Genomic DNA, 25451 nt, shown 5'->3' with positions numbered 1-25451 from the left:
AGCCCGCCACCGCGTTTTTCCGAAGCCTTTTTAGACCTGTTGACTAAATCATGGCGGGCGACAAAATAACGCTGAGAAAAATAAATTAAGCCAACCGCGTGGCGATAGTTTTTTTACTTTCGCCCCCTACTGACTATTCGCGTCAGCATTACCCTGGCGCGGGAGATAATCATGAACAAGAGCCAACACATTCAGACTATCACCCTGGCCGCCGCCCAGAAAATGGCGGCGGCAGTGGAGAAAAAAGCTAATGAGATCAACGTAGCGGTGGTATTTTCCGTGGTTGACCGCGGCGGCAATACGCTGCTTGTCCAGCGGATGGACGAAGCCTTTGTCTCCAGCTGCGATATTTCGCTGAATAAAGCCTGGAGCGCCTGCAGCCTGAAACAAGGCACCCATGAAATTACGCCAGCGGTTCAGCCCGGACAATCTCTGTATGGTCTGCAGCTGACCAATCAACAGCGAATCATTATTTTTGGCGGCGGCCTGCCGGTTATTTTAAACCAGCAGATAATTGGTGCCGTCGGCGTTAGCGGCGGTACGGTCGAACAGGATCAATTATTAGCCCAGTGCGCCCTGGATTGTTTTTCCGCATTATAACCTGAAGCGAGAAGGTATATTATGAGCTATCGTATGTTTGATTATCTGGTGCCAAACGTTAACTTTTTTGGTCCCAACGCTATTTCCGTGGTCGGTGACCGCTGCAAGCTGCTGGGGGGTAAAAAAGCCCTGCTGGTTACCGACAAAGGCCTGCGGGCGATAAAAGATGGCGCGGTGGATAAAACTCTGCATTATCTGCGAGAGGCCGGTATCGAGGTGGCGATCTTTGACGGCGTCGAGCCGAACCCGAAAGACACCAACGTGCGCGACGGTCTCGCCGTGTTTCGCCGCGAGCAGTGCGACCTTATCGTCACCGTGGGCGGCGGCAGCCCGCACGACTGCGGCAAAGGCATCGGCATCGCCGCCACCCATGAGGGCGATCTTTATCAGTATGCCGGGATTGAGACCCTGACCAACCCGCTGCCGCCCATCGTCGCGGTCAACACCACCGCCGGCACCGCCAGCGAGGTCACCCGCCACTGCGTCCTGACCAACACCCAAACCAAAGTGAAGTTTGTGATCGTCAGCTGGCGCAACCTGCCGTCGGTCTCCATCAACGATCCGCTGCTGATGATCGGCAAACCGGCCGCCCTGACCGCGGCGACCGGGATGGATGCCCTGACCCACGCCGTAGAGGCCTATATCTCTAAAGACGCCAACCCGGTGACTGACGCCGCCGCCATGCAGGCGATCCGCCTCATCGCCCGCAACCTGCGCCAGGCCGTCGCCCTCGGCAGCAATCTTCAGGCGCGGGAAAACATGGCCTACGCCTCTCTGCTGGCCGGGATGGCCTTCAATAACGCCAACCTCGGTTATGTGCACGCCATGGCGCATCAGCTGGGCGGGCTGTACGACATGCCGCACGGCGTGGCCAACGCCGTCCTGCTGCCGCACGTGGCTCGCTATAACCTGATCGCCAACCCGGAAAAATTCGCCGATATCGCCGAACTGATGGGCGAAAATATCGCCGGACTGTCGACCCTCGACGCGGCGGAAAAAGCTATCGCCGCCATCGCGCGTCTGTCGATGGATATCGGGATTCCGCAGCATCTGCGCGATCTGGGGGTGAAAGAGGCCGACTTCCCTTACATGGCGGAGATGGCCCTGAAAGACGGCAACGCGTTCTCGAACCCGCGTAAGGGCAACGAGCAGGAGATTGCCGCGATTTTCCGCCAGGCATTCTGAGTGTTAACGAGGGGACCGTCATGTCGCTTTCACCGCCGGGCGTACGCCTGTTTTACGATCCGCGCGGGCACCATGCCTGCGCCATCAATGAGCTGTGCTGGGGGCTGGAGGAGCAGGGGGTCCCCTGCCAGACCGTATCCTGCGACGAAGGCGGTGACGCCGATACGCTGAGCGCCCTGGCGGCCAGAAGCTCGACGCTGCGGGTGGGCATTGGGCTCAGCGCAGCCGGCGAGATCGCGCTAACCCATGCCCAGCTGCCGGCGGACGCGCCGCTGGCGACCGGGCACGTCACCGATAGCCGCGATCATCTGCGTACGCTCGGCGCCAACGCCGGGCAGCTGGTGAAAGTCCTGCCGTTAAGTGAGAGAAGCTGAATGTACCGTATCTATACCCGCACCGGAGATAAAGGCACCACCGCCCTGTACGGCGGCAGCCGCATCGAGAAAGACCATATTCGCGTCGAGGCCTACGGCACCGTCGATGAACTGATATCCCAGCTGGGCGTCTGCTACGCCACCACCCGCGACGCCGGGCTGCGGGCAAGTCTGCATCAGATTCAGGAGACGCTGTTCGCGCTGGGGGCGGAACTGGCCAGCGATGCGCGGGGCCTGGTCCGCCTGAGCCAGACGATCGGCGAGGAGGAGATCACCGCCCTGGAGCGACTTATCGACCGCAATATGGCCGAAAGCGGCCCCCTGAAACAGTTTGTGATCCCGGGGAAGAATCTCGCCTCCGCCCAGCTGCACGTGGCGCGCACCCTGGCCCGTCGGCTGGAACGTCTGCTGACGGCCATGGACCGCTCGCACCCTCTGCGCGACGCGCTCAAACGCTACAGCAATCGTCTGTCGGACGCCCTGTTCTCCATGGCGCGTATCGAGGAGACTAGGCCTGATGCTTGCGCTTGAACTGGCTGGCGTCGATATCGTACTGCTTCATTTTGCGCCACAGGGTGGTGCGGCCGATATTCAGCAGTTGCGACATCTCCTGCACCCGCCCGCTGGTCACCCGGGCGGCGTGGATAATGGCCTCTTTTTCGATGGCGCTAAAGGTCAGGCTGGCCGGCAGCAGCGATGAGCCGCTATCGGCCCCCGGTCGATCGGAAAAGAGATATTCCGGCAGGTTGCTCAGGCGAATGTGGCCGTTATCGCTGCTGATAGCGATGTTCTCTATCACGCTGTTAAGCTCAAAATCATTTCCCGGCCACGAGTAGGCCACCAGCTGGGCCAGCGCGTCATCGTCCACTTTCAGCCGGGAAGAGAAACGCTTCTCCAGGCTTTTCAGCCGGTTATGCACCAGCGACGGGATACTGTTGCGCCGGGCGCGCAGCGGCGGAATGACGATCTCGAATGAGTGCAGCGCATAGTACAGCTGGCGGCTAAAGCGGTTCTGTTCCACCAGGTTGGCCAGATCGACGGTGGTGGTGGCGATCACCTTCACATCCACCGGGATCAGGCGGCGGGCGTCGAGCCGGGTAAGCACTCCCTGCTTAATCACCTGCAGCAGGGCGGACTGTAGCTCCGGCGCCAGATACTCAATTTTTTCCAGAAACAGGGTGCCGCCGTTGGCCAGCTCAAGGCGGCTCAGGCGGCCATTTTCATCATCGGTGGGGGCGCTCCCCATAAAGTCCTGGCCCAGCACGCTGTCGGCATACAGCTGGCAGTTGACGGCGATGTAGGGGCCGCCCGCCCGCTCGCTTTCATTGTGGATGGCCTGGCTCAGCAGCTCTTTCCCCACCCCCTCTTCACCGCACAGCAGTACCGGAAAGCCGCCGCGCGCCGCCTGGCGGCCAAAGTGGATCAGCCGCCGGGTTTCCGGATCGTCGGCTGACATCTGCTCAAAGGTGTGGCTGACTTTGCCCAGCTGGCTGGTCATCAGCTGCCGCATCTGCTCCACCGGGTGCAGCAGCAGAATAAAGCTGTTGCCTTGCGACTCGACAATCGGTTTTAAGGTGATCACCGCGTCGATAAACTGGTGCTGGCTTTCAAAGGTGACTTCAACGTGATTCAGGCCGCGGGCGTGTTTGATGGCGCGGCGCAGCAGCGCCGGCAGGGTCACCAGATCGGCGATATTTTTTCCCTGGCTGGCCTGGGCATCAAGATGCAGCAGTCTCGCCGCCTGAACATTGAGAAATTGCAGTACCCCCTGTTCGTTCCACGCCATCACCCCGTCGTCCATGCTCTCCAGCAGGCCGTACATCTGATTGAGGTGGCGGTTGGATTCCGCCAGCAGGCTGTCGGTGAGCAGGGAATTGCCCACCTCGCGGGCGATGGCCAGCGTCAGGGAGAGGTCGGCGCTGGACTGGTGCTCCACCAGACAGCAAAGCGAGATAGAGCCGAACAGCCGCCCGTGGTTATCGAACACCGGCGTCGAACAAAAGCTCCATGGCTGCAGGGCCTGCTTAAAATGCCGATCGCCGGCGGTGTTGATCGGCTGCCCCTGCATCGCGGCCAGCGACAGCGCGCAGGTGCCGATAATGCTCTCCGCGCAGTAGCTGCCGTCGCGAAACCCCAGGTCAGCCAGCTGCGCCAGCGTTTGCGGTTCGCCGCAGCGGCTCAGAATACAGGCGGTCTCATCAAGGATAAACAGCGCGCAGGGGCGACCGTCCATAAACTCCCAGGCGTCCTCCAGCGCCGCCTGACCGATGGTCAGCAGCGCGGTTTTACGCCGACAGATCGAGTCAAAGGTCAGGCCCTGGGCCTGGTGCGGTTTTTGCCAGGTTTCGCGCTGCATAAACTTGCTGCAGCGATGCCATGACTGGGCGATGACGGAAGAGACCGCCTTCCCGGTATCCTGAGTCTGAACAGTCATACTGTTTTCCGCGTTTTACCATAGAGAACCCCTCCGGCAGCCGCTGCCAGAGGGGAGAAAGAAAGACCGCCGACCGGCGCCAGCGGTTTAGCCACCGCGAATTAACGCGCCAGCCACTGCTGGCCTAACAGATCGGCGGTGAGGATAGCGGCGTGCACGCTCTCCGGGGTCACCGCAAACGGCATATTGTGGATGGTTTCCCCTTCCGCGCAGGTGGCTTTCGCCACCGCGGCGATTTTCGCGTCGATCCCCTCTTTGACGCCCATCTGCGCGAGGGTCACCGGCAGGCCGACGCGCTGGCAGAAGCTCAGCACGGTTTCAATCTCGTCCATCGGGCTGTTCTGCAGCACCAGCTGCGCCAGGGTGCCGAAGGCCACTTTCTCGCCGTGATACAGGTGATGGCACTCTTCCAGAATGGTGAAACCGTTGTGGATCGCGTGGGCGGCGGCCAGGCCGCTGCTTTCAAAGCCAATGCCGCTGAGGTAGGTGTTCGCTTCGATGATGCGCTCCAGCGCTTCGGTCACCACCCCGGCCTGCGCCGCCAGACGGGCCTTTTCGCCCTCCGCCAGCAGCGTATCATAGCACAGGCGGGCCAGGCTCAGCGCCGCCTCGGTGGACTGCCCCCCGGCCATGCTGGTGGCGCGCGCATCGTAGCAGGCTTTGGCCTCAAACCAGGTGGAGAGCGCATCGCCCATGCCGGAGACCAGCAGGCGTACCGGCGCTTTGGCGATAATCGCCGTGTCCATCACCACCATATCCGGGTTTTTCGGATAGATCAGATACTCTTCAAACTCGCCCGCTTCGGTGTAGATCACCGACAGCGCGCTGGTCGGCGCATCGGTCGAAGCGATGGTCGGGATCACCACCACCGGCAGCTTCTGGTAGTAACCGATCGCCTTCGCGGTATCGAGGGTTTTACCGCCGCCGATGCCAACCACGCCGCGGCAGCCCTGTTTTTGCAAAATCGCCATCAGGCGGTTAATTTCCGCATGGCTGCATTCGCCATTAAACCGTTCCGCATGGCAGCGAATATCGTGACTCTGCAGGCCATTCACCACTTTCTCCCCCGCCAGCTTCATCACGAAGTCGTCAGCGATGACGAAGAAGCTCTCCGCCAGGTTTTTGGCATATTGACCGAACAGGACAGCAGCATCAGGACCCTGAAGATATTTGGCTGGAGATTGAATAACTTTTAGCATTCCTTTCACCCTCAAATAAGTGCGCATGTAGACATGATGAGCCCTGGCGTTATCCGCGCCGGCCGGTAAAGCGCGGCCTCAACGGAATGTACCGGAGCAGTGCGATCACTGTAGGGCCGGCACGGAACAAAAAAATCTTTCGCCTTTTTGTTCTGATATGAAACACAGGTTAAATTTTTACGTTCCATATTGGAACAAAAAACCCTACTCTTCGTCAGGATTGCGATCCCGATCCGCTCCTCTGCCGCATAATTCCCTTACTATCCCCCTTTAGCGGCAGGCTTTTTCCCCACAGCCGGGGGAAATTTAGCAAAAAATTTTTTTCAGCCCGCTGCGCCAGCCGCGATGACCGGCGCTTAAGGCAGAGGAAAAAAAGCGCGCCAGCTCGCATTTTCACCGTTTCCTCAGCAAAAACGTTCCATAAAGAAACAAAATCAGCAGGTGATGTTTCGTAATGAAACCCGATCGCCGGGGCATTCTTTTTTTCGTCCGCTCAGCCAGAATCATCATATCGCCAGGCACGCTGCACCGTCAGACGATACCCCTACGCGATGACCGCCTCCGCCAGCAGAGAGGCCGCATCGAACCTTCTCCAACGGAGCACTGAATAATGAAAAAGCTGATTAACCGTGTTGAAGATGTACTGAATGAACAATTACAGGGGCTGGCTAAAGCCCACCCGCAGCTGACCCTGCACCAGGACCCGCTGTACGTCACCCGCGCCGACGCGCCGGTGGCCGGCAAGGTCGCCCTCCTCTCCGGCGGCGGCAGCGGCCATGAGCCAATGCACTGCGGCTATATCGGCCAGGGGATGCTCTCTGGCGCCTGCCCGGGGGAAATCTTCACCTCGCCGACGCCGGATAAAATGTTCGAATGCGCGATGCAGATTGACGGCGGCGAAGGCGTCCTGCTGATTATCAAAAACTACACCGGCGACATCCTGAACTTCGAAACCGCCACCGAGCTGCTGCATGAGAGCGGCATAAAAGTCACCACCGTGGTGGTCGACGACGACGTGGCGGTGAAAGACAGTCTCTATACCGCAGGCCGCCGCGGCGTCGCCAATACCGTTCTGATCGAAAAACTGGTCGGCGCCGCCGCCGAGCGCGGCGATTCGCTGGAGGCCTGCGCTGAACTGGGGCGCCGCCTGAATAATCTCGGCCACTCCATTGGCATCGCCCTCGGCGCCTGCACCGTACCGGCCGCCGGACAACCCTCCTTTACCCTGCAGGACGATGAAATGGAGTTCGGCGTCGGCATTCACGGCGAGCCGGGCATCGACCGCCGTCGCTTCAGCTCGCTGGACCAAACCGTCGATGAGATGTTCGATACCCTGCTGGAGAATGGCGCCTACAGCCGCACGCTGCGCCAGTGGGATACCGTTAAGGGCGCGTGGCAGGAAGTGAAGCAGAGCAAAACCGCGCTACAAAACGGCGACCGGGTCATCGCCATGGTCAATAACCTCGGCGCCACGCCGCTGTCCGAACTGTACGGCGTCTATCACCGGCTCGCCCAGCGCTGTGAAGCGTCCGGCATCATCATCGAACGCAACCTCGTCGGCAGCTACTGCACCTCGCTGGATATGGCGGGCTTCTCCATCACCCTGCTGAAAGCGGATGATGAGACGCTGGCGCTATGGGACGCCCCGGTTCATACCCCGGCGCTGAACTGGGGAAACTAAGGAGCACGACATGTCACTGAACAGAACGCAAATCGTCGACTGGCTGTACCGCTGCGGCGATATCTTCACCAAAGAGAGCGATTTTCTCACCGGCCTCGATAAAGAGATCGGCGATGCCGACCACGGCCTGAATATGCACCGCGGGTTCAGCAAGGTGGTGGAAAAGCTGCCGTCGATTGCCGATAAAGATATTGGCTTTATCCTCAAAAACACCGGCATGACGCTGCTCTCCAACGTCGGCGGCGCCAGCGGCCCGCTGTTCGGCACCTTCTTCATTCGCGCCGCGCAGGTCACTCAGGCCCACCAGAGCCTGACCCTCGACGAACTGTACCTGATGATCCGCGAAGGCGCGGACGGCGTCGTCAACCGCGGTAAAGCGGAGCCAGGGGATAAAACCATGTGCGACGTCTGGCTGCCGGTGGTGGACTCCCTGCGCCAGTCCAGCGAGCAGCATCTGTCGATCGCCGCCGCGCTGGATGCCGCCTGCAAAGCAGCGGAGGCCGGCGCCCACAGCACCATCACCATGCAGGCGCGCAAAGGCCGCGCCAGCTACCTTGGCGAACGCAGCATCGGCCATCAGGATCCGGGCGCCACGTCAGTGATGTTTATGATGCAGATGCTGGCCGCCGCGGCCAAAGAGTAAGGAAATCGCGATGGTAAACCTGGTTATTGTTTCTCATAGCGCCCGGCTGGGCGAAGGTGTCGGAGAACTGGCCCGGCAGATGTTAATCAACGACGGCTGCAAGCTGGCGATCGCCGCCGGGATCGACGATCCAGACAGCCCGATCGGCACCGATCCGATCAAGGTCATGGAAGCGATCGAATCCGTCGCCGATACCGACCACGTGCTGGTGATGATGGATATCGGCAGCGCGTTGCTCAGCGCCGAGACCGCCCTCGACCTGCTCGATCCGGCGATTGCCGCGAAGGTGCGGCTGTGCGCCGCGCCGCTGGTGGAGGGGACGCTGGCGGCCACCGTCAGCGCCGCCTCCGGCGCCGGGATCGACAAAGTGATCGCCGACGCCATGAACGCCCTGGAGGCCAAACGGATCCAGCTGGGTTTACCTTCGCCAACCCCTGACGCCGCCCCGGCGCCGACGCTTGCCGACGATGGCGACAGCAAGTCGCTTGCGGTCGTCATACAGAACCACAACGGCCTGCACGTGCGTCCGGCGTCGAAGCTGGTCGCCGCGCTGGCGGGCTTTAACGCCGATCTGCTGCTGGAGAAAAACGGGAAGTGCGTCAAACCGGACAGCCTCAACCAAATCGCCCTGCTGCAGGTGCGGCGCAACGATAAGCTGCGCCTGCTGGCCCGCGGGCCAGAGGCCGATGCGGCGCTGGCGGCGTTTCAGGCGCTGGCCGCCGATAACTTCGGCGAATCGCCTGCGGCGCAACCGGCAGCGGCCCAGGCCGCCCCCGAGCGCGTCGAAGGCATCGCGCTGCGCTATCCGCTGGCCCTGATCCAGCCGGTCCGCCCGGCCGCCGCCGATGTCGCCCGCGAGCAGCAGCGGCTGCGCCGGGCTATCGACCAGACGCTGGCGGATCTCACTGCCCTGACCGAGCTGGCGGAGAATAAATTTAACGCCGATATCGCGGCGATTTTCGCCGGGCACCACACCCTGCTCGACGATGAGGATCTGTTTGATGCCGCCAACGATCGTCTGCTCACCGAGCCGTGCTCGGCGGAATGGGCGTGGCATCAGGTGCTGATGGAGCTCAGCCAGCAGTATCGCCAGCTGGATGACCCCTATCTCCAGGCGCGCTATATCGATATCGAAGATATTCTGCAGCGCACCCTGCGCCATCTGCAGGACGTGCAGGAAACGCTGCCGACGCCCGGCGAGCCGACCATTATTATCGCTGACAACATGTTCCCGTCGGCCGTCCTGCAACTGGATGCCAGCCGCGTGAAAGGCCTGTGCCTGCGCGACGGCAGCGAACAGGCCCACGGCGCGATTATCGCCCGCGCGGCGGGGATCGCCTGGCTATGTCAGCAGGGCGAGGCGCTGAACAGCGTGCAGCCCGGCGAGCCCATCGCGCTCGATATGCGCCGCCAGCGCCTTATCCGTTACTAAATCCACTTTGTCCGTTACCGCTCCGGAGGCCTGCCTCCGGAGGGTGAGTTTTCGCTTACTCTTCAGGAACCACTATGTCTCAATTCTTTTTTAACCAGCGCGCCAGCCTCGTCAACGATGTGATTGAGGGAACCATCATCGCCAGTCCGTGGAACAACCTCGCCCGGCTGGAGAGCGACCCGGCGATCCGGGTGGTGGTCCGTCGCGACCTGAATAAAAACAACGTGGCGGTGATCGCCGGCGGCGGCGCCGGCCACGAACCGGCGCACGTCGGCTTTATTGGTAAAGGCATGCTGACCGCCGCGGTTTGTGGCGATCTGTTCGCCTCGCCGAGCGTCGACGCGGTGCTTACCGCCATTCAGGCGGTGACCGGCGAGGCGGGCTGCCTGCTGATCGTAAAAAACTATACCGGCGACCGGCTGAACTTCGGCCTCGCGGCGGAGAAAGCGCGCCGTCTCGGCTACAACGTGGAAATGCTGATCGTCGGCGACGACATTTCGCTGCCGGAAAACAAACAGCCGCGCGGCATCGCCGGTACGCTGTTCGTCCATAAGGTGGCGGGCTATTTTGCCGAGCGCGGCTACAATCTCGCCACCGTACTGCGCGAAGCGCAGTACGCCGCCAACCACACCGCCAGCATCGGGGTGGCGCTGGCCAGCTGCCATCTGCCGCAGGAGGCGGACAGCGCGCCGCGCCATCAGGCCGGCCACGCCGAGCTGGGAATGGGCATCCACGGCGAACCTGGCGCCTCCACCATCGCCACGCAAAACAGTGCGGAAATCGTCAACCTGATGGTGGAAAAACTGACCGCTGCCCTGCCGGAAACCGGCCGTCTGGCGGTGATGCTCAATAATCTCGGCGGCGTGTCGGTGGCCGAAATGGCGATCCTGACCCGCGAACTGGCCAACACGCCGCTGCAGGCGCGCGTTGACTGGTTGATTGGCCCGGCCTCGCTGGTGACGGCCCTGGATATGAAGGGTTTCTCGCTGAGCGCCATCGTGTTGGAAGAGAGTATTGAGAAAGCGCTGCTGGCGGATGTGGAAACCGCCGGCTGGCCGCGGCCGGTGCAGCCGCGGACGGTTAACATCATGCCGTCCACTCTCGCCAGCCCGCGCGTCGACTTTACGCCTTCGGCCAACCCGCAGGTGGGTGATTACGTGGCCCAGGTGACCGGCACCCTCGTCGGGCTTGAAGACCATCTCAACGCGCTGGATGCCAAAGTGGGCGATGGCGATACCGGCTCCACCTTCGCCGCCGGGGCGCGTGAGATTGCCGACCTGCTGCAGCGCCAGCAGCTGCCGCTGAACGATCTGCCCACGCTGTTCGCGCTCACGGGCGAACGCCTGACGGTGGTGATGGGCGGCTCCAGCGGGGTATTGATGTCGATTTTCTTCACCGCTGCCGGGCAGAAGCTGGGGCACGGCGCCAGCGTGGCCGAGGCGCTGAACGCCGGTCTGGAGCAGATGAAATTTTACGGCGGCGCCGAGGAAGGCGACCGGACAATGATCGACGCGCTGCAGCCAGCGCTGGCGGCGCTGCTCGCCGAACCGGAGAACCTGCAGGCCGCTTTTGCCGCGGCGCAGGCCGGCGCGGATCGCACTTGCCAGTCGGGCAAAGCCGGCGCCGGACGAGCGTCCTATCTCAACAGCGACAGCCTGCTCGGCAACATGGACCCCGGCGCCCACGCGGTAGCGATGGTGTTTAAAGCGCTGGCGGAACGATAAGCCTTCCCCGGTGGCGCTGTGCTTACCGGGGCTACAAATCGGCGCCAACCGTAGCCCGGATAAGGCGCTACGCGCCGCTATCCGGGTTTGACCACGATGGCTTTTTACTTGCTGTGCCAGTACGCCTGCGAGCGCACCAGCTGCTGATCGATGCTCTCATCCTCAAAGCGCGCCAGCAGCGATTTCACCACCGCGCCTTCGCCGGTCAGCCAGATGAAATAATCCTCCGCCGGCACCCTCACCTGCGCCAGACGCTCGGCGACGAACGCCGGATGGTGGCCCACCACCCACTCGATGTTAAAGCCGTCGAGATCCGCCAGATAATCTTTATATGACGCATCGGCGATAGTGACGATGGCCGTCACCTGCGGCGTCACCGCCAGCTGACGCAAACCCAGCAGACGACGACGCAGCGCCGGCATACCGGACTCATCGCAGACATACAGTTGCCAGGCGTAATCCTCCGGCACCACCAGCGAGCCGCGCGGACCACCGATCACCAGCTTATCGCCCGCTTTTGCCTCCAGCGCCCAGCGGCTGGCGATTCCGCCGTCGTGGATAAAGAAGTCGTACGCCAGCTCATGGCGTTCGGCATCGTACAGCGGCGTATAGTCGCGGGTAGCAGGCCGCACGCCCTCGCCCCAGTCAATCCCCTCCTCGGTCACCTGCGGCGGGGCAAACGCCGCGCCCGGCTCCGGGAAGAAAAGCTTGGTGTGGTCGTCAAAGCCGCGGGAAACGAAACCTTCCAGCGCCTCGCCTCCCAGCACGATGCGCTGGAAAGCCGCGCCTGCGCGCTCCACGCGCAGCACCGTCAGCTCACGGAAACGCAGCTCATTGCGGACACGCTGCGGGTACTTGTCTGCTTTGGTTTTTGTCATCATCGATCGCCTTCGTGAACAGTAAATAGATATATCTAAACTCGATGCAAATGATAATGATTGCCATCTAAAAAGAATGCAAGTCTTTTTTTGATATAGTCAAAACAAACCGCATTAAAATACCAGCATCAGAAATAAACAGATAAATATCAACAAATTAAAAAATAAATCACAACCAGCATTGCGAGAATTCATTTTTTAGATATAAATTAGATATATCAAAACATAGCAGGAGGTAACCATGCGACATCATCATGAAGACGGGCGTGGGCCGCGCGGGCGCCACGGTGACCCCAGCGAACACGGCGACCATGGCCGTCGCGGCGGCGGACGTCGCCAGCGTTTCTTTGGCCACGGCGAACTGCGGCTGATTATTCTGGACATCCTCAGCCGCAGCGCCAGCCACGGCTATGAGCTGATCAAAGAGATCGAAACCCTCACCCAGGGGAACTACAGTCCCAGCCCGGGGGTGATCTACCCGACGCTGGATCTGCTCCAGGACCAGGGTCTCATCAGCGTGGAAGACGACAACGGACGCAAAAAAATCGTCATCAGCGAAGAGGGGAAACAGCTGCACGCGGAGAACCAGGAGCATCTGGCCCATATCCAGGAGCGTCTGCAGGCGCGGATGGTCGGCTGCGAGCTGCGCCGCGATCCGCAGATGAAGCGCGCGCTGGAGAATTTCAAAGCGGTCCTCGACCTGAAAGTGAACCAGCAGGCCAGCAGCGCCGCCCAGCTCAAGCAGATCATCGGCATTATCGACCGGGCGGCGATGGAGATCTCCCAGCTCGACTAAGCCTCCTTTCTCACCATCGGCTGCCCCGCGCTGGGGCAGCCCGCACCACGACGGATCGTGCCGCTCAACGCCGCAAGGCAGAAAATCTCGTCAGCTCAGGAATAAAACGTGCCAATAATGGCGCCATGAGATTAAATTTTACACATTTCGTCTTTTACTTTGCATTTATCCCGATTTTCACCGCTTCTGCCGAACTGGCGTAATCCCTGCAATACTTAATCCAGTATCGTGTGATACGTCCGCCCCAGGAGCACATTTTGAACAGGTTACCTTCCAGCGCATCGGCTCTGGCCTGCAGCGCACACGCACTGAATCTCATTGAAAAGCGCACGCTTGACCATGAGGAAATGAAAGCACTTAACCAGGAGGTCAGAGAATACTTTAAAGAGCATGTGAATCCGGGGTTTTTAGAGTATCGAAAATCGGTCACAGCCGGCGGGGATTACGGAGCCGTAGAGTGGCAAGCGGGAGGGTTAAATACGCTTGTCGACACCCAGGGACAGGAGTTTATCGACTGCCTTGGCGGGTTTGGCATCTTCAATGTAGGGCACCGTAATCCAGTTGTGGTATCCGCCGTCGAGAATCAACTCGCGAAACAACCGCTTCACAGTCAGGAACTGCTGGATCCGCTACGCGCGATGCTGGCGAAAACCCTGGCGGCCTTAACGCCCGGCAAACTGAAGTACAGCTTCTTCTGCAACAGCGGTACCGAATCGGTAGAGGCGGCCATCAAGCTGGCGAAAGCCTATCAGTCGCCGCGCGGTAAATTCACCTTCATCGCCACCAGCGGCGCCTTCCACGGCAAATCGCTGGGCGCGCTGTCGGCCACCGCCAAGTCGACTTTCCGCAAACCGTTTATGCCGCTGCTGCCGGGCTTCCGCCATGTGCCGTTCGGCGATATCAACGCCATGCGCACCATGCTGAGCGAGTGCAAGAAAACCGGCGACGACGTCGCGGCGGTGATCCTTGAGCCGATTCAGGGCGAAGGGGGCGTGATCCTGCCGCCGACGGGGTATTTGCCGGCGGTGCGTAAGCTGTGCGACGAGTTTGGCGCCCTGCTGATCCTCGACGAAGTGCAGACCGGCATGGGCCGCACTGGCAAGATGTTCGCCTGCGAGCATGAGAACGTTCAGCCCGACATTCTGTGTCTGGCGAAAGCGCTCGGCGGCGGCGTGATGCCGATCGGCGCGACGGTGGCGACGGAAGAGGTCTTCTCGGTGCTGTTCGACAACCCGTTCCTGCACACCACGACCTTCGGCGGCAACCCGCTGGCCTGTGCGGCGGCGCTGGCGACCATCAACGTGCTGTTGACGCAAAACCTGCCGGCGCAGGCGGCGCAGAAAGGCGATATGCTGCTGGACGGTTTCCGCCTGCTGGCGCAGGAGTATCCGGACCTGGTGAATGAAGTGCGCGGGAAAGGCATGCTGATGGCCATCGAGTTTGTCGATAACGAGATTGGCTACGACTTTGCCAGCGAGATGTTCAGACAGCGGGTGCTGGTCGCCGGGACGTTAAACAACGCCAAGACGATCCGCGTTGAACCGCCGCTGACCCTCACCCTTGAGCAGTGCGAGCAGGTGCTGAAGGCGGCGCGTAAGGCGCTGGCGGCCCTGCGCGTCTCGGTTGAAGAGGCGTAATAAACTGCCCCTCCCCCCGGTCCTCTCCCAATGGAAGAGGACCGGGATTATCTTCTGCTCTGGATTTCCCTCACACCTGCGGTAGCAGGCCGATAAAGCTGCGCTTCTGCCGCGGCTGCGACATCATCTCTTCCAGCTTTTCGACGCAGGCTAAATAGTGCGGGGTCTTCTTGTGCGCCAGCACCGCTTCATCGTCTTTATAGGCTTCGTAGATAAAAAAGCGGGTCTTCACCTCCGGATCCTGCAGAACATCAAAGCGCAGGTTGCCCGGCTCCCGCAGCGCCCCTTCGTGGTTGGCGCGGAACACCTCGAGAAACTCATCCACCCGCTCGGGTTTGATATTGATCTCCACCAGCGTCACATTCATTTCCGCTCTCCCTGTTTCTCTTCCTGCCAGAACTGGTACGCTTCGCGCGCGTTCAGATTCTCATGCACCACCTTTTTCACCGCCTTCAGCATTGCGCGCGGGGCGCTGGACTGGAAGATATTGCGCCCCATATCCACCCCGGACGCCCCCTGGTCGATCGCCCGCCAGCACATCTCCAGCGCCTCATGCTCCGGCAGCTTTTTGCCCCCGGCGATGACGATCGGCACCGGGCAGCTGGCGGTCACTTTTTCAAAGCCTTCCTCAACGAAATAGGTCTTCACAAACTGCGCCCCCATTTCGGCGGCAATCCGGCTGGCCAGCGAGAAGTAGCGCGCATCGCGGGTCATCTCTTTGCCGACGCCGGTCACCGCCAGTACCGGCATACCGTAGCGGTTGCCGGCGTCCACCAGTTTGATGATGTTGTTGATCGACTGATGTTCGTATTGGCTGCCGATATAGACCTGCGCCGCCACTGCGCAGACGTTCAGGCGCAGCGCATCTTCCATCGCCACCGCCACGCACTCGTTGGAAAGTTCGCTGAGGATCGAGTTGCCGCCGGAGGCGCGCAGCACCACCGGTTTGTTGGTCGCGGCCGGCACCTGACTGCGCAGTACGCCGCGGGTGCACATCAGCACGTCGGTTTCCTCGAACAGCGGCGCGATAGAGAGATCGATGCGCTCCAGCCCGGTGGTGGGTCCCTGGAAGTAACCATGATCGAAGGCCAGCATGACCGTGCGGTTGCTGTGCGGATTAAAAATGCGCGCCAGCCGCGACTGCATGCCCCAGTCCAGCGAGCCGCAGCCTTTCAGGGTATACAGCGTGTTCTGCTGCGGGCGGTCGAGGCCGAAGTCCTTGCCCTCTTTGATATCGTCTAAATCAGCCATCTCATCCTCCGTCAGAAGTCGTAGTTATTGATGTTCTCTTTGCTGAACACCACGCGCTCCGGCAGCAGCACGATACCGTTGCCCTTCGCCTCATACTGGTAGCCCTGCACGCTGTTCGGTTCGACCTTCAGCGAGCCGATATCTTTCACCTCAACGCTGTCGCCGACGTTAAGATCGCCCTTTTTCAGCAGACGATCGGCGACGTTAACCGCAATTTTGCCCTGCTGAACCACATCCCACAGGCCAAAGGCTTTCACCGTGCCGCGCTCCACGTACGGGCGCATCACGTTGGGGGTACTAAAGCCGACGATCGCCACGCCCTGGCGCTTGAGGTTTTCCGCCGCCTGCGCCGCCGCCGGCAGGGCATTGGCATCCGGCGCGATAATGGCGTCAAGATCGGGATACGCTTTTAAGATCCCCTCGGCGGTTTGCAACGATTTGGTGGCATCGTTATAGCCAAACTGGGTGGTGACGATTTGCCACTGCGGATGTTCTTTTTCGATTTTGGCTTTGGCTTCCTTCACCCACTGGTTCTGGTCGGTCACCGTCGGGCTGGAGTAGAAAAACGCCACTTTGGCAGCGGGCTTCGTCACCTGCTTTTCCGCCATCTCCACCAGCAGGCCGCCGAGCTGCTGCGGCGTGCCCTGATTGATATAGATGCTGCGGCACTCCGGCTTGGTATCGGAATCCCAGGTCAGGACTTTCACCCCGCGCTGCATCGCCCGCTTCAGCGCCGGACACAGGCCGTCCGGTGAGACGGCTGAGACGATAATCGCGTTGTAGCCCTGGTTGACGAAGTTGTTGATAAGCTGCACCTGGCCGGAGACGCTGGGCTCGGTGGGGCCGTCATAGGTGACATCCACGCCCAGCGCTTTCCCCGCCTCTTTCGCGCCGTTGCCGCCGCTGGTAAAGAAGCCCACGCCGACCAGCTTAGGTATAAAGGCGATGCGGTCCGCCGCTTGCGCGGTTGCCACGCTCATCGCCAGCGCCAGCGCGCTGACCTGCAGGATACGTTTTGTTTTCATTGTTGTGCTCCGATTGTTTTACGCGAGAAAAGACGCCGCCAGGTCGCGCGCACCCATTCACGGTGCAGGCTCAGCGAACGCCCCATCACCACCACAACCAACAGCGCCCCTGACAGCGCGCTCGACACCTGGTTGGGGATGCCGACCATCTGTAAACCCTGTTGCAGATACCCCACCAGCAATGCCGCCAGCGCGGTACCCAGTATCGATCCCGAGCCGCCGTAAATATTGGCCCCACCGAGCACCGCCGCGGTCAGCGCCGGCATCAGCAGGTCACGGCCTAAATCCGAACGCGCAGAGCCGAAATAGGAGACCATCACCAGCGCCGCGACCGCCGAGGCAATACCGACCAGGCCATACAGCACATACGGGATGCCGTTGACCGACAGCGCCGCATAGCGGGCGGCGCGCGGGTTTTGCCCGAGTAAAAAAAGATGGCGGCCAAAGCGCCCGCGATGGGCCAGCAGCCAGAAGAGAAAGGTGATGAACGCGAACAGCACCAGCGGCAGCGGCAGCCCGCCCAGGGTTAAATTGGCGAAGGCGGTGAAGCTGTCGGGAAAGCCGCCGATCCCTTCATAGCCGGTGGCGCCGGCCATGCCGGAAAGCAGCAGCGCGCCGCCGCCGTACAGATACAGCGTCCCGAGGGTGATCACCAGCGGGCTGATGCCGGTGTAGTGGATCAGCGCGGCGTTGATTAACCCGCACAGCAGCCCCAGCAGCAACGTCAGCGACACCGCCAGCCACAGCGGCCAGCCCGCCTGGGTCATCACCCCGAGGGCGATGGCGCACAGGCCGATGGTCGAGCCCAGCGAAATATCGATCCCGCCGCTGATGATCACCAGCGTCAGCGGCAGCGCGACGATGCCGATGCAGATAAAGTCGCTGGTGCTAAAGAGCAGCATATTGAGATCCAGCATGCGCGGATTCAGCGCGCCGAACAGCAGGATTTCCACGACTAACAACGCCAGCAGCGCGCTTTCCCAGTTAAGCTTCAGCTTCATTTACGCCACCTCTTTGCTTTTGCGTTCGGGAAAGCGGGCAACCTGTTTGCCCCCTTTGTTGCCGGGCTGGAAACGGCTGTACTTCAGCGCCCGCTGATGGCGGGTCAGCGCCTGGCGCAGGCGGCCATCAAGGACCAGCACCCCGAGCAGGACCAGGCCGGCGATAAAATCATTCCACCAGGCGGGAAGGCGGAACAGCACCAGCACGGTGTCGATTTGGGTGAGGAAGAAGGCGCCGAGAAACGCGCCGAGCAGGGTGCCGGTGCCGCCGAGCAGCGAAATCCCGCCCAGCACGCAGGCGGCGATGGCTTTCATCTCCAGGCCGCTGCCGGTCTGATTGGGCACAAAGCCAATCTGCGCGGCGAAGACGATCCCGGCGCAGGCCGCCAGCATACCGTTGAGGGTAAAGGCCAGCATCCGCGTGCGGTTGACCGCCACGCCCAGCTGGCGGGCAGCGGCGAGGTTATCGCCAACGGCATAGAAATCACGCCCAGAGGCGGTGCGCGACAGCAGCCATGCGCCCGCCAGCAGCAGCGCCAGCACCAGCCAGCCCAGCGGCGAGACGCCGATAAACAGCGGCTCCGAGAGCGATTTCAGGCTATCGGGCAAGCCTTCGATCCATTTCCCGCCGGTCCACAGCAACATCACCCCGCGATACAACCCCAGCGTGCCGAGGGTGGCGACGATCGCCGGAATGCGCAGCCCCACCACCAGCAGGCCGTTAAAAGCCCCGGCCAGCGCGCCAATCGCCAGCGCGAAGGCGATCGCCGTCGCCAGCCCGTAGCCGTTGTTCAGCGCCACCCCAACGGCGATGGCGCTCAGGCCAACGGTGGAGCCCACCGACACGTCGATATTGCGAGTCAGCATCACCAGCGTTGCCCCCAGCGCCAGCAGGCACAGGATTTGCGAGCTGGCGAAAATCATCGCCAGCGTCTGCAGGCTGAAATAGGCCGGATTGAGCGCCACCAGCACGGCAAACAGCGCCACGATGGCGAAGAAGGCGCTCAGTTCGCGATTCTTGAGTAACGTTTTCATGCCTGCCCTCCAAAGGCCAGGGTCATCATGCGATCGACGGTCAACGCCTGCCGCGCCAGTTCGCCGCTGTAGCGGCCCTGATGCATCACCAACACCCGGTCGGCCAGGCCAACGAACTCATCCAGATCGCTGGAGATCATCAGCACCGCCACATTTTGCGCGGCAACGCTTTTCAGCAACTGATAGATATCGGCGCGGGCGGAGACATCCACGCCGCGCGTCGGTTCATCGACGATCAACAGCAGCGGGTTAGCCTCCAGACAGCGCGCCAGCAGCACCTTCTGCTGGTTGCCGCCGGAGAGGGTACGCACCGGCTGATCGCCATCGGCCAGCTTGATCCCCAGCGCCCGGTGATAGCGTTCGACCACCGCCGCCTCCCGTTTCCCCTGCTGCCACCACGACGGCTGATTGAACATCACCGTGTTCCAGCGCACCGGCGCATCGAGAAACAGCCCGGAGACCTGGCGGTCTTCGGGTAGATAGACCAGCCCGCTGGCCAGCCTGGCGTGGGTGCTCTCCTGACTAATCTCGCGGTTCTCCAGCCAGATCCGCCCGGCGCGCGGCGGACGCAGGCCGTATAAGGTTTCGGCAAATTCGGTGCGCCCGGATCCCACCAGCCCGGCGAGGCCGACGATCTCCCCGGCGCGGATCTCCAGACTGAGATCGATAAAACCTTCGCCGGTGAGATCCTCCACCCGCAAAACGGGAAAATCCTGCGCCTGGGTGCGGCGGTTGCCCGGCAGCGCCAGCCACAGCTTTTGCGTGTCGCTCAGCGCATGGTCGCGGCTGGCCGGCGTCATGGCGCTGATAAGCTGTTGGTCGCCGTAGCCCGCCGTTTCGCCGCTGAGCACTACCGCCCCATCGCGCATCACCGACACATGGCTGGCAAGCTGGCGGATTTCCGGCAGTTTGTGCGAGATAAAGACGATCCCCACGCCGAGCCCCTGCAATGCCCGGATCTGCTGAAACAACCTTTCCGTTTCGCCCGGCGTTAAAGAGGCGGTGGGTTCATCAAGGATCAGGATCCGCGCCTCGCGCATCAGGCCGCGCAGGATCTCGACCATCTGTTGATCGGCTACCTCAAGCGTGCTGGCGCTGGCGTCCAGGTTGATCTGGCAGTTCAGCTGCTGCAGTTTTTCCTGCAGCCGCGCGGCGGTATCCGCCCGCTTCGGCAGACGAAAGAGAATGTTCTCGCGCACGCTGAGGTTGGGAAACAGCATCGGCTCCTGCGGCACCAGATAGATGCCCAGCTGGTGGGCCAGCGCCGGGTTAAGGCGCGCAAACGCGCGTTCGCCGATCGTCAGTTCACCGCTATCCGGGGTTTCGACGCCGGCGATGATCTTCATCAGCGTCGATTTACCCGCGCCGTTGCCCCCCATCAGCGCATGCACCTGGCCCGCGCATAGCGTAAAGTCGATGCCCTTCAGCACGGCAACGCCGGAGAACTGTTTGCGGATCTGGCGAGCTTCAAGCAGTGGCTTCATCGTCGCGCCTCGTTTGAACAAATGATTTTTAAATTTAATAATGTTCAAAAGCGTAGACGGTGAACTATATTTACAACCGTGCGAAGATCACAGTTTGGCGCTTTAGATCGTCCGGAAAAAAGGGGCCAGAGAGGAAAGATCCGTTTTGCCAGTCGGCTCACACTTTCCGGCCGCGCAATAGCGAACATATGATCTAAATTTTTATAAGAGTTCAATTTATGAGCGAAAAACGCATTACGGAAGACCATCGCTACGCCGGGCTGGCGTTAGCCGAGGAAGAGCTGGTGGCGCGGGTGGCGTGGTGTTACTACCACGACGGCCTGACGCAAAACGACATCGGCGAGCGTTTGGGGCTGCCGCGGCTGAAGATTTCCCGCCTGCTGGAGAAAGGTCGCCAGTCCGGGGTGATCCGCGTGCAGATCAACTCGCGCTATGAAGGGTGTCTGGCGCTGGAAAGCGAACTCCAGCAGCGCTTTGGCCTCAAGATTGCTCGCGTGCTGCCGGCGCTCAACACCCCGCCGATGAATACCCGGCTGGGGATAGGCGCGGCGCAGTCGCTGATGGGGATTCTGCAACCGGGACAGCTGCTGGCGGTCGGCTTCGGCGAAGCCACCATGAGCTGCCTGCAGCATCTCAGCGGCTTTATCGGCTCGCAGCAGGTGCGGCTGGTGACCCTCTCCGGCGGCGTCGGCCCCTATATGACCGGCATCGGTCAGCTGGATGCCGCCTGCAGCGTGAGCATTATTCCGGCGCCGCTGCGGGTCTCGTCGGCGGAGGTCGCCGAAATCCTGCGCCGCGAATCCAGCGTGCGCGATGTGATGCTGGCGGCGACGGCGGCGGACGCGGCGGTGGTTGGCATTGGCGCTATCGATCAGCGGCGCGACGCGACCATTCTGCGCTCCGGCTATATCAGCGAGGGCGAACAGCTGATGTACGCCCGCAAAGGGGCGGTCGGCGACATTTTAGGTTATTTCCTGCAGGCCGACGGCCGGCCGGTAGAGGGGCTGGAGATCCATCGGGAACTGCTCGGCGTGACCCTGGATGAGCTGGCGCAGCTGCCGACCATCGTCGGCGTCGCCGGAGGAGAACAAAAAGCGCAGGCGATTCATGCCGCTCTGATTGGCAAGCGGATTAATGGCCTGGTAACGGAAGAGACAACAGCACGCGCGGTGCTCGCACTGGCCTCCTGAAGGCCCGGCGCCGCGCGACAACAGCGAGGCGCATGTCATGAGTTACCTGTTAGCGTTAGATGCCGGGACCGGCAGCATTCGGGCGGTCATTTTCGATCTCAATGGCCGCCAGCTGGCGGTGGGCCAGGCCGAATGGAAACACCTGAGCGTCGATAACGTCCCCGGCTCGATGGAGTTCGACCTTACCACCAACTGGCAGCTGGCCTGCCAGTGCTTTCGCCAGGCGCTCGACGCCGCCCGGCTCTCTCCCGCCGATATTCAGTCCGTCGCCTGCTGTTCGATGCGCGAAGGGATCGTCCTCTATGACCGCAACGGCGAGGCCATCTGGGCCTGCGCCAACGTTGATGCCCGCGCCAGCCGCGAAGTCGCGGAGCTTAAAGAGATCCACGACTATCGTTTTGAATCCGAGGTGTACGAGGTCTCCGGGCAAACGCTGGCGCTCAGCGCGATGCCGCGCCTGCTGTGGCTGGCGCACCATCGGCCCGATATCTACCGCAAGGCGGCGACCATCACCATGATCAGCGACTGGCTGGCGGCGAAGCTTTCCGGCGAGCTGGCGGTCGACCCGTCAAACGCGGGCACCACCGGCATGCTCGATCTGTTCAGCCGCGACTGGCGTCCGGCGCTGCTGGATATGGCCGGGCTGCGCGCCGATATGCTGTCGCCGGTGAAAGAGACCGGCACGCTGCTGGGCGCCGTCACCGAAGCGGCAGCCCAGCAGAGCGGCCTGCGCGCCGGGACGCCGGTGGTGATGGGCGGCGGCGACGTGCAGCTCGGCTGCCTGGGGCTCGGGGTGGTGCGCGCCGGACAAAGCGCAGTGCTCGGCGGCACCTTCTGGCAGCAGGTGGTGAATCTGCCGCAGGTGCGCACCGACCCGCAGATGAATATTCGCGTTAATCCTCACGTCATTCCCGGCATGGCGCAGGCGGAGTCCATCAGCTTTTTTACCGGCCTGACCATGCGCTGGTTCCGCGACGCCTTCTGCGCTGAAGAAAAGCTGATTGCCGAGCGCCTCGGCGTCGATGCCTATTCGCTGCTGGAGGAGATGGCCAGCCGCGTACCCGCCGGTTCCCACGGCGTGATGCCTATTTTTTCCGACGCCATGCACTTTAAGCAGTGGTACCACGCCGCGCCGTCGTTTATTAACCTCTCCATCGATCCGGAGAAGTGCAATAAAGCCACTCTGTTCCGCGCCCTGGAGGAGAACGCGGCGATTGTCTCCGCCTGCAACCTGGCGCAGATATCGCAGTTTTCCGGGGTGACTTTCGATAGCCTGGTGTTTGCCGGCGGCGGCTCGAAGGGAGCGCTGTGGAGCCAGATCCTCAGCGACGTCACCGGCCTGCCGGTGCGGGTGCCGGTGGTCCGCGAAGCCACCGCCCTCGGCTGCGCCATCGCCGCCGGCGCTGGCGCCGGGCTGTACGGCGACATGGCCAGCGCCGGAGAAAAGTTAGTGAGCTGGCACCGCGAGTTCACCCCTAATCCGCAGCATCGCGAGCTGTATCAGGAGATGATGAGTAAATGGCAGTCGGTATATGCCGATCAGCTTGGTCTTGTCGATAGCGGGCTGACAACGTCGATGTGGCAGGCGCCGGGCCTCGAACGCCGCCCGCGCGCTGTGTCTTCCCCCTCACCCTAATCCTCTCCCGGCGGGAGAGGGAACCGTTCAGCGCGAAGCCTGACTTTCAGTGCCCGCTTTCCCCCTCTCCCTTTGGGAGAGGACCGGGGTGAGGGGCAACGCTTCGCCGTTCTTTGAATCCCATCACAATCACCGCACTCCCCTTTTCCCTTTTTCTCCACGACGGCTAAATTAGTAACTCATCCGACCACATAACAATAATTTTACATTGGAAGCCATTATGAGCCGCTATCCGTCGCTTTTCGCCCCGCTTGAGCTGGGCTTCACCACCCTCAAAAACCGCGTGTTGATGGGCTCCATGCATACTGGTCTGGAAGAACTGCCCGACGGCGCGCAACGGTTAGCGGCCTTTTACGCCGAGCGCGCGCGGCACGGCGTGGCGCTGATCGTCACCGGCGGCATCGCGCCCGCCCCGTCCGGGGTGACCATGGCCGGCGGCGCAGTACTCAACGATGCCAGCCATCTGGCGCATCATCGCCAGATCACCGACGCGGTACATCAGGAAGGCGGTAAAATCGCCCTGCAGATCCTGCACACCGGGCGCTACAGCTACCAGCCCGCGCTGGTCGCCCCCTCTTCTCTGCAGGCGCCGATTAACCGGTTCACCCCTCATGAGCTGAGCCACGATGAGATCCTCACGCTGATCGATGATTTTGCCCACTGCGCCCAGCTGGCGCGGGAAGCAGGCTATGACGGCGTGGAGGTGATGGGCTCTGAGGGCTATCTGATTAACGAATTCCTCGCCGCGCGCACTAACCAGCGCAACGATCAATGGGGCGGCGATTACGCGCGCCGGATGCGTTTCGCCGTTGAAGTAGTCAAGGCCGTGCGCCAGCGCGCCGGACACGATTTCATTATCATCTACCGTCTGTCGATGCTCGATCTGGTTAACGACGGCAGCACGCTGGCGGAAGTCACCGCGCTGGCCAAAGCCATCGAGGCGGCGGGGGCGACGATCATCAACACCGGCATCGGCTGGCACGAAGCGCGCATTCCGACCATCGCCACTCCGGTACCGCGCGGCGCCTTTAGCTGGGTCACCCGCAAACTGAAGGGCGCGGTGTCGATCCCGCTGATCACCACCAACCGCATCAACGATCCGCAGGTCGCGGAGGCGATCCTCGCCCGCGGCGATGCCGACATGGTCTCAATGGCCCGCCCGTTCCTTGCCGATGCCGAATTTATGTCGAAAGCGCAGAGCGATCGCGCCGATGAGATCAACACCTGCATCGGCTGCAACCAGGCGTGTCTCGATCGGATCTTCGTCGGCAAAGTCACCTCCTGTCTGGTCAACCCGCGCGCCTGCCATGAAACCTTGATGCCGGTCCTGCCTGCCAACGCCCCTAAGCGGCTGGCGGTGGTCGGCGCCGGGCCTGCCGGTCTGGCCTTCGCGGTTAACGCCGCCGCCCGCGGTCATCACGTCACGTTGTTCGATGCCCTCCCGGAGATCGGCGGCCAGTTTAATATCGCCAAACAGATCCCCGGCAAAGAGGAGTTTCATGAAACCCTGCGCTACTACCGTAGAATGCTCGATCTTAACGGCGTCGATCTACGTCTGAACACCCGCGTCACGGCAGACGATCTGCTGGCGTTCGATGAGACGATCCTCGCCACCGGCATTGCCCCGCGCCTGCCGGCGATCGTCGGGATCGATCATCCCAAGGTGCTCAGCTACCTGGATGTCTTACGCGATAAAGCGCCGGTTGGCGCGAAGGTGGCGATTATCGGCTGCGGCGGCATCGGCTTCGACACCGCGATGTATTTAAGCCAGTCGGGGGGGGCCACCAGCCAGGATATCGGCGAGTTCTGTCGCGAATGGGGTATCGATACCAGCCTGCGGACGGCGGGCGGGCTGCGTCCTGAAGGCCCGCAGCTGAGTCAAAGCCCGCGACAGATTGTGATGCTGCAGCGCAAGGCGAGCAAACCGGGCGACGGGCTCGGCAAAACCACCGGCTGGATCCACCGCGCCACGCTGCTGGCGCGCGGCGTGAAAATGATCCCGGCGGTCAGCTATGAGAAGATCGATGATGAGGGATTACACGTGACGATCGGCGGCGAGCGCCAGCTGCTGGCGGTGGATCATGTCGTGATCTGCGCCGGTCAGGAGCCGCGCCGCGAGCTGGCGGATCCGCTGCGCGCGGCGGGGAAAACGGTGCATTTGATCGGCGGCTGCGACGTGGCGGCGGAGCTGGATGCGCGCCGGGCGATTGCCCAGGGCACGAAGCTGGCCCTGGCGATTTAGCGTG

The 25451-nt window shown here is 61.8% G+C and carries 23 protein-coding genes; 14 read left to right on the top strand and 9 right to left on the bottom strand.

All coding sequences use genetic code 11. From position 1 onward, the window contains the following. Nucleotides 1-171: 171 nt before the first annotated feature. The 4 genes from LGM20_RS03175 to LGM20_RS03160 are packed head-to-tail and all read left to right on the top strand — an operon-like array spanning nt 172 to nt 2690. Nucleotides 172-600, top strand: coding sequence for a GlcG/HbpS family heme-binding protein (locus LGM20_RS03175; protein WP_032454130.1), 429 nt, complete (start codon nt 172-174; stop codon nt 598-600). 21 nt (nt 601-621) lie between these two features. After that, nucleotides 622-1785 carry a 1,3-propanediol dehydrogenase gene (gene dhaT / locus LGM20_RS03170; protein ID WP_044524803.1) on the top strand — a complete coding sequence of 388 codons (1164 nt, stop codon included), beginning with the start codon at nt 622-624 and terminating at the stop codon, nt 1783-1785. A 20-nt stretch (nt 1786-1805) separates the two neighbouring features. After that, nucleotides 1806-2159, top strand: a complete 354-nt coding sequence (locus tag LGM20_RS03165; RefSeq protein ID WP_023291062.1) for a glycerol dehydratase reactivase beta/small subunit family protein — start codon at nt 1806-1808, stop codon at nt 2157-2159. Continuing rightward, complete coding sequence (locus LGM20_RS03160; protein WP_044524805.1) at nt 2160-2690, top strand: cob(I)yrinic acid a,c-diamide adenosyltransferase; 531 nt, start codon at nt 2160-2162, stop codon at nt 2688-2690. Here the strand turns inward: LGM20_RS03160 and dhaR are convergent. Beyond that, a complete protein-coding gene (gene dhaR, locus LGM20_RS03155) occupies nt 2668-4593 on the bottom strand; it encodes a dihydroxyacetone kinase operon transcriptional regulator DhaR (protein ID WP_044524806.1) in 1926 nt (641 codons plus the stop codon). The genes LGM20_RS03160 and dhaR overlap by 23 nt on opposite strands. 101 nt (nt 4594-4694) lie before the next feature. Continuing rightward, on the bottom strand, nt 4695-5792 hold the full coding sequence (locus LGM20_RS03150; RefSeq protein ID WP_044524807.1) for a glycerol dehydrogenase: 1098 nt from the start codon (nt 5790-5792) through the stop codon (nt 4695-4697). A 251-nt stretch (nt 5793-6043) separates the two neighbouring features. On the opposite strand from LGM20_RS03150, the gene LGM20_RS26520 reads away from it, so the two are divergent. The 5 genes from LGM20_RS26520 to LGM20_RS03130 all read left to right on the top strand — a co-directional run bounded on the left by LGM20_RS26520 (nt 6044) and on the right by LGM20_RS03130 (nt 11272). Continuing rightward, nucleotides 6044-6247: a hypothetical protein gene (locus LGM20_RS26520; RefSeq protein WP_032429218.1), complete on the top strand. Its 204-nt coding sequence runs from the start codon at nt 6044-6046 to the stop codon at nt 6245-6247. Between the two features lie 155 nt (nt 6248-6402). Continuing rightward, nucleotides 6403-7473: a dihydroxyacetone kinase subunit DhaK gene (gene dhaK, locus LGM20_RS03145; RefSeq protein WP_032454135.1), complete on the top strand. Its 1071-nt coding sequence runs from the start codon at nt 6403-6405 to the stop codon at nt 7471-7473. Nucleotides 7474-7483: 10 nt separating this feature from the next. Continuing rightward, on the top strand, nt 7484-8116 hold the full coding sequence (dhaL, locus tag LGM20_RS03140) for a dihydroxyacetone kinase subunit DhaL (protein ID WP_017899726.1): 633 nt from the start codon (nt 7484-7486) through the stop codon (nt 8114-8116). 10 nt (nt 8117-8126) lie between these two features. Then, complete coding sequence (dhaM, locus tag LGM20_RS03135; protein ID WP_044524809.1) at nt 8127-9548, top strand: dihydroxyacetone kinase phosphoryl donor subunit DhaM; 1422 nt, start codon at nt 8127-8129, stop codon at nt 9546-9548. Nucleotides 9549-9622: 74 nt separating this feature from the next. Continuing rightward, a complete protein-coding gene (locus LGM20_RS03130; protein ID WP_044524810.1) occupies nt 9623-11272 on the top strand; it encodes a glycerone kinase in 1650 nt (549 codons plus the stop codon). Between the two features lie 104 nt (nt 11273-11376). Here LGM20_RS03130 and LGM20_RS03125 read toward each other — a convergent pair whose 3' ends face one another. Next, the gene (locus LGM20_RS03125) at nt 11377-12153 is read right to left on the bottom strand and encodes a siderophore-interacting protein (protein WP_162823504.1); all 777 of its coding nucleotides are present in this window, start codon (nt 12151-12153) and stop codon (nt 11377-11379) included. A 238-nt stretch (nt 12154-12391) separates the two neighbouring features. Here LGM20_RS03125 and LGM20_RS03120 point away from each other — a divergent pair, with 238 nt between their 5' ends. Continuing rightward, a complete protein-coding gene (locus tag LGM20_RS03120; RefSeq protein ID WP_023291070.1) occupies nt 12392-12946 on the top strand; it encodes a PadR family transcriptional regulator in 555 nt (184 codons plus the stop codon). Between the two features lie 257 nt (nt 12947-13203). Next, complete coding sequence (ygjG, locus tag LGM20_RS03115; protein WP_023291071.1) at nt 13204-14583, top strand: putrescine aminotransferase; 1380 nt, start codon at nt 13204-13206, stop codon at nt 14581-14583. A 70-nt stretch (nt 14584-14653) separates the two neighbouring features. On the opposite strand, the gene lsrG is transcribed toward ygjG, so the two are convergent. From lsrG to lsrA, 6 genes are read right to left on the bottom strand one after another with little or no spacing between them, the layout of a single operon-like run. Continuing rightward, complete coding sequence (lsrG, locus tag LGM20_RS03110) at nt 14654-14950, bottom strand: (4S)-4-hydroxy-5-phosphonooxypentane-2,3-dione isomerase (protein ID WP_004181386.1); 297 nt, start codon at nt 14948-14950, stop codon at nt 14654-14656. Beyond that, nucleotides 14947-15834, bottom strand: coding sequence for a 3-hydroxy-5-phosphonooxypentane-2,4-dione thiolase (gene lsrF, locus LGM20_RS03105; protein ID WP_023291072.1), 888 nt, complete (start codon nt 15832-15834; stop codon nt 14947-14949). Before lsrF ends, lsrG begins: the two co-directional genes overlap by 4 nt. 11 nt (nt 15835-15845) lie before the next feature. Then, nucleotides 15846-16859 (bottom strand): autoinducer 2 ABC transporter substrate-binding protein LsrB, encoded by a 1014-nt coding sequence (gene lsrB / locus LGM20_RS03100; RefSeq protein ID WP_004206101.1) that lies wholly within the window; start codon nt 16857-16859, stop codon nt 15846-15848. Beyond that, nucleotides 16856-17860: an autoinducer 2 ABC transporter permease LsrD gene (gene lsrD / locus LGM20_RS03095; RefSeq protein ID WP_044524815.1), complete on the bottom strand. Its 1005-nt coding sequence runs from the start codon at nt 17858-17860 to the stop codon at nt 16856-16858. The genes lsrB and lsrD overlap by 4 nt, the downstream gene beginning before the upstream one ends. Further along, nucleotides 17861-18895, bottom strand: a complete 1035-nt coding sequence (gene lsrC, locus LGM20_RS03090; protein ID WP_023291075.1) for an autoinducer 2 ABC transporter permease LsrC — start codon at nt 18893-18895, stop codon at nt 17861-17863. After that, complete coding sequence (gene lsrA, locus LGM20_RS03085) at nt 18892-20379, bottom strand: autoinducer 2 ABC transporter ATP-binding protein LsrA (RefSeq protein WP_044524816.1); 1488 nt, start codon at nt 20377-20379, stop codon at nt 18892-18894. The genes lsrC and lsrA overlap by 4 nt, the downstream gene beginning before the upstream one ends. Nucleotides 20380-20597: 218 nt before the next feature. On the opposite strand from lsrA, the gene lsrR reads away from it, so the two are divergent. The 3 genes from lsrR (at nt 20598) to LGM20_RS03070 (ending at nt 25447) form a co-directional block, all read left to right on the top strand. Next, nucleotides 20598-21569 carry a transcriptional regulator LsrR gene (gene lsrR, locus LGM20_RS03080; protein ID WP_004206105.1) on the top strand — a complete coding sequence of 324 codons (972 nt, stop codon included), beginning with the start codon at nt 20598-20600 and terminating at the stop codon, nt 21567-21569. 37 nt (nt 21570-21606) lie between these two features. Further along, nucleotides 21607-23205, top strand: coding sequence for an autoinducer-2 kinase (gene lsrK / locus LGM20_RS03075; protein ID WP_044524817.1), 1599 nt, complete (start codon nt 21607-21609; stop codon nt 23203-23205). Between the two features lie 220 nt (nt 23206-23425). Continuing rightward, on the top strand, nt 23426-25447 hold the full coding sequence (locus LGM20_RS03070) for an NADPH-dependent 2,4-dienoyl-CoA reductase (RefSeq protein ID WP_044524818.1): 2022 nt from the start codon (nt 23426-23428) through the stop codon (nt 25445-25447). Nucleotides 25448-25451 lie beyond the last annotated feature (4 nt).

Origin of the sequence: Klebsiella quasipneumoniae subsp. quasipneumoniae, from assembly GCF_020525925.1 — a bacterium.
Lineage (GTDB): Bacteria > Pseudomonadota > Gammaproteobacteria > Enterobacterales > Enterobacteriaceae > Klebsiella > Klebsiella quasipneumoniae.
The sequence above is the reverse complement of the archived record's forward strand: the minus strand, read 5'-3'. Positions and strand labels throughout refer to the sequence as shown.

Excerpts from the sequence above, each read along its gene's own strand:
- lsrC (WP_023291075.1), bottom strand. The coding sequence starts at position 18,895 with ATGAAAACGTTACTCAAGAATCGCGAACTGAGCGCCTTCTTCGCCATC.
- lsrK (WP_044524817.1), top strand. The coding sequence starts at position 21,607 with ATGAGTTACCTGTTAGCGTTAGATGCCGGGACCGGCAGCATTCGGGCG.
- LGM20_RS03175 (WP_032454130.1), top strand. The coding sequence starts at position 172 with ATGAACAAGAGCCAACACATTCAGACTATCACCCTGGCCGCCGCCCAG.
- dhaR (WP_044524806.1), bottom strand. The coding sequence starts at position 4,593 with ATGACTGTTCAGACTCAGGATACCGGGAAGGCGGTCTCTTCCGTCATC.
- LGM20_RS03130 (WP_044524810.1), top strand. The coding sequence starts at position 9,623 with ATGTCTCAATTCTTTTTTAACCAGCGCGCCAGCCTCGTCAACGATGTG.
- lsrF (WP_023291072.1), bottom strand. The coding sequence starts at position 15,834 with ATGGCTGATTTAGACGATATCAAAGAGGGCAAGGACTTCGGCCTCGAC.
- dhaL (WP_017899726.1), top strand. The coding sequence starts at position 7,484 with ATGTCACTGAACAGAACGCAAATCGTCGACTGGCTGTACCGCTGCGGC.
- dhaM (WP_044524809.1), top strand. The coding sequence starts at position 8,127 with ATGGTAAACCTGGTTATTGTTTCTCATAGCGCCCGGCTGGGCGAAGGT.
- dhaT (WP_044524803.1), top strand. The coding sequence starts at position 622 with ATGAGCTATCGTATGTTTGATTATCTGGTGCCAAACGTTAACTTTTTT.
- lsrA (WP_044524816.1), bottom strand. The coding sequence starts at position 20,379 with ATGAAGCCACTGCTTGAAGCTCGCCAGATCCGCAAACAGTTCTCCGGC.
- LGM20_RS03120 (WP_023291070.1), top strand. The coding sequence starts at position 12,392 with ATGCGACATCATCATGAAGACGGGCGTGGGCCGCGCGGGCGCCACGGT.
- LGM20_RS03150 (WP_044524807.1), bottom strand. The coding sequence starts at position 5,792 with ATGCTAAAAGTTATTCAATCTCCAGCCAAATATCTTCAGGGTCCTGAT.
- dhaK (WP_032454135.1), top strand. The coding sequence starts at position 6,403 with ATGAAAAAGCTGATTAACCGTGTTGAAGATGTACTGAATGAACAATTA.
- lsrB (WP_004206101.1), bottom strand. The coding sequence starts at position 16,859 with ATGAAAACAAAACGTATCCTGCAGGTCAGCGCGCTGGCGCTGGCGATG.
- LGM20_RS03160 (WP_044524805.1), top strand. The coding sequence starts at position 2,160 with ATGTACCGTATCTATACCCGCACCGGAGATAAAGGCACCACCGCCCTG.
- LGM20_RS03070 (WP_044524818.1), top strand. The coding sequence starts at position 23,426 with ATGAGCCGCTATCCGTCGCTTTTCGCCCCGCTTGAGCTGGGCTTCACC.
- lsrD (WP_044524815.1), bottom strand. The coding sequence starts at position 17,860 with ATGAAGCTGAAGCTTAACTGGGAAAGCGCGCTGCTGGCGTTGTTAGTC.
- LGM20_RS03125 (WP_162823504.1), bottom strand. The coding sequence starts at position 12,153 with ATGATGACAAAAACCAAAGCAGACAAGTACCCGCAGCGTGTCCGCAAT.
- lsrG (WP_004181386.1), bottom strand. The coding sequence starts at position 14,950 with ATGAATGTGACGCTGGTGGAGATCAATATCAAACCCGAGCGGGTGGAT.
- lsrR (WP_004206105.1), top strand. The coding sequence starts at position 20,598 with ATGAGCGAAAAACGCATTACGGAAGACCATCGCTACGCCGGGCTGGCG.
- LGM20_RS03165 (WP_023291062.1), top strand. The coding sequence starts at position 1,806 with ATGTCGCTTTCACCGCCGGGCGTACGCCTGTTTTACGATCCGCGCGGG.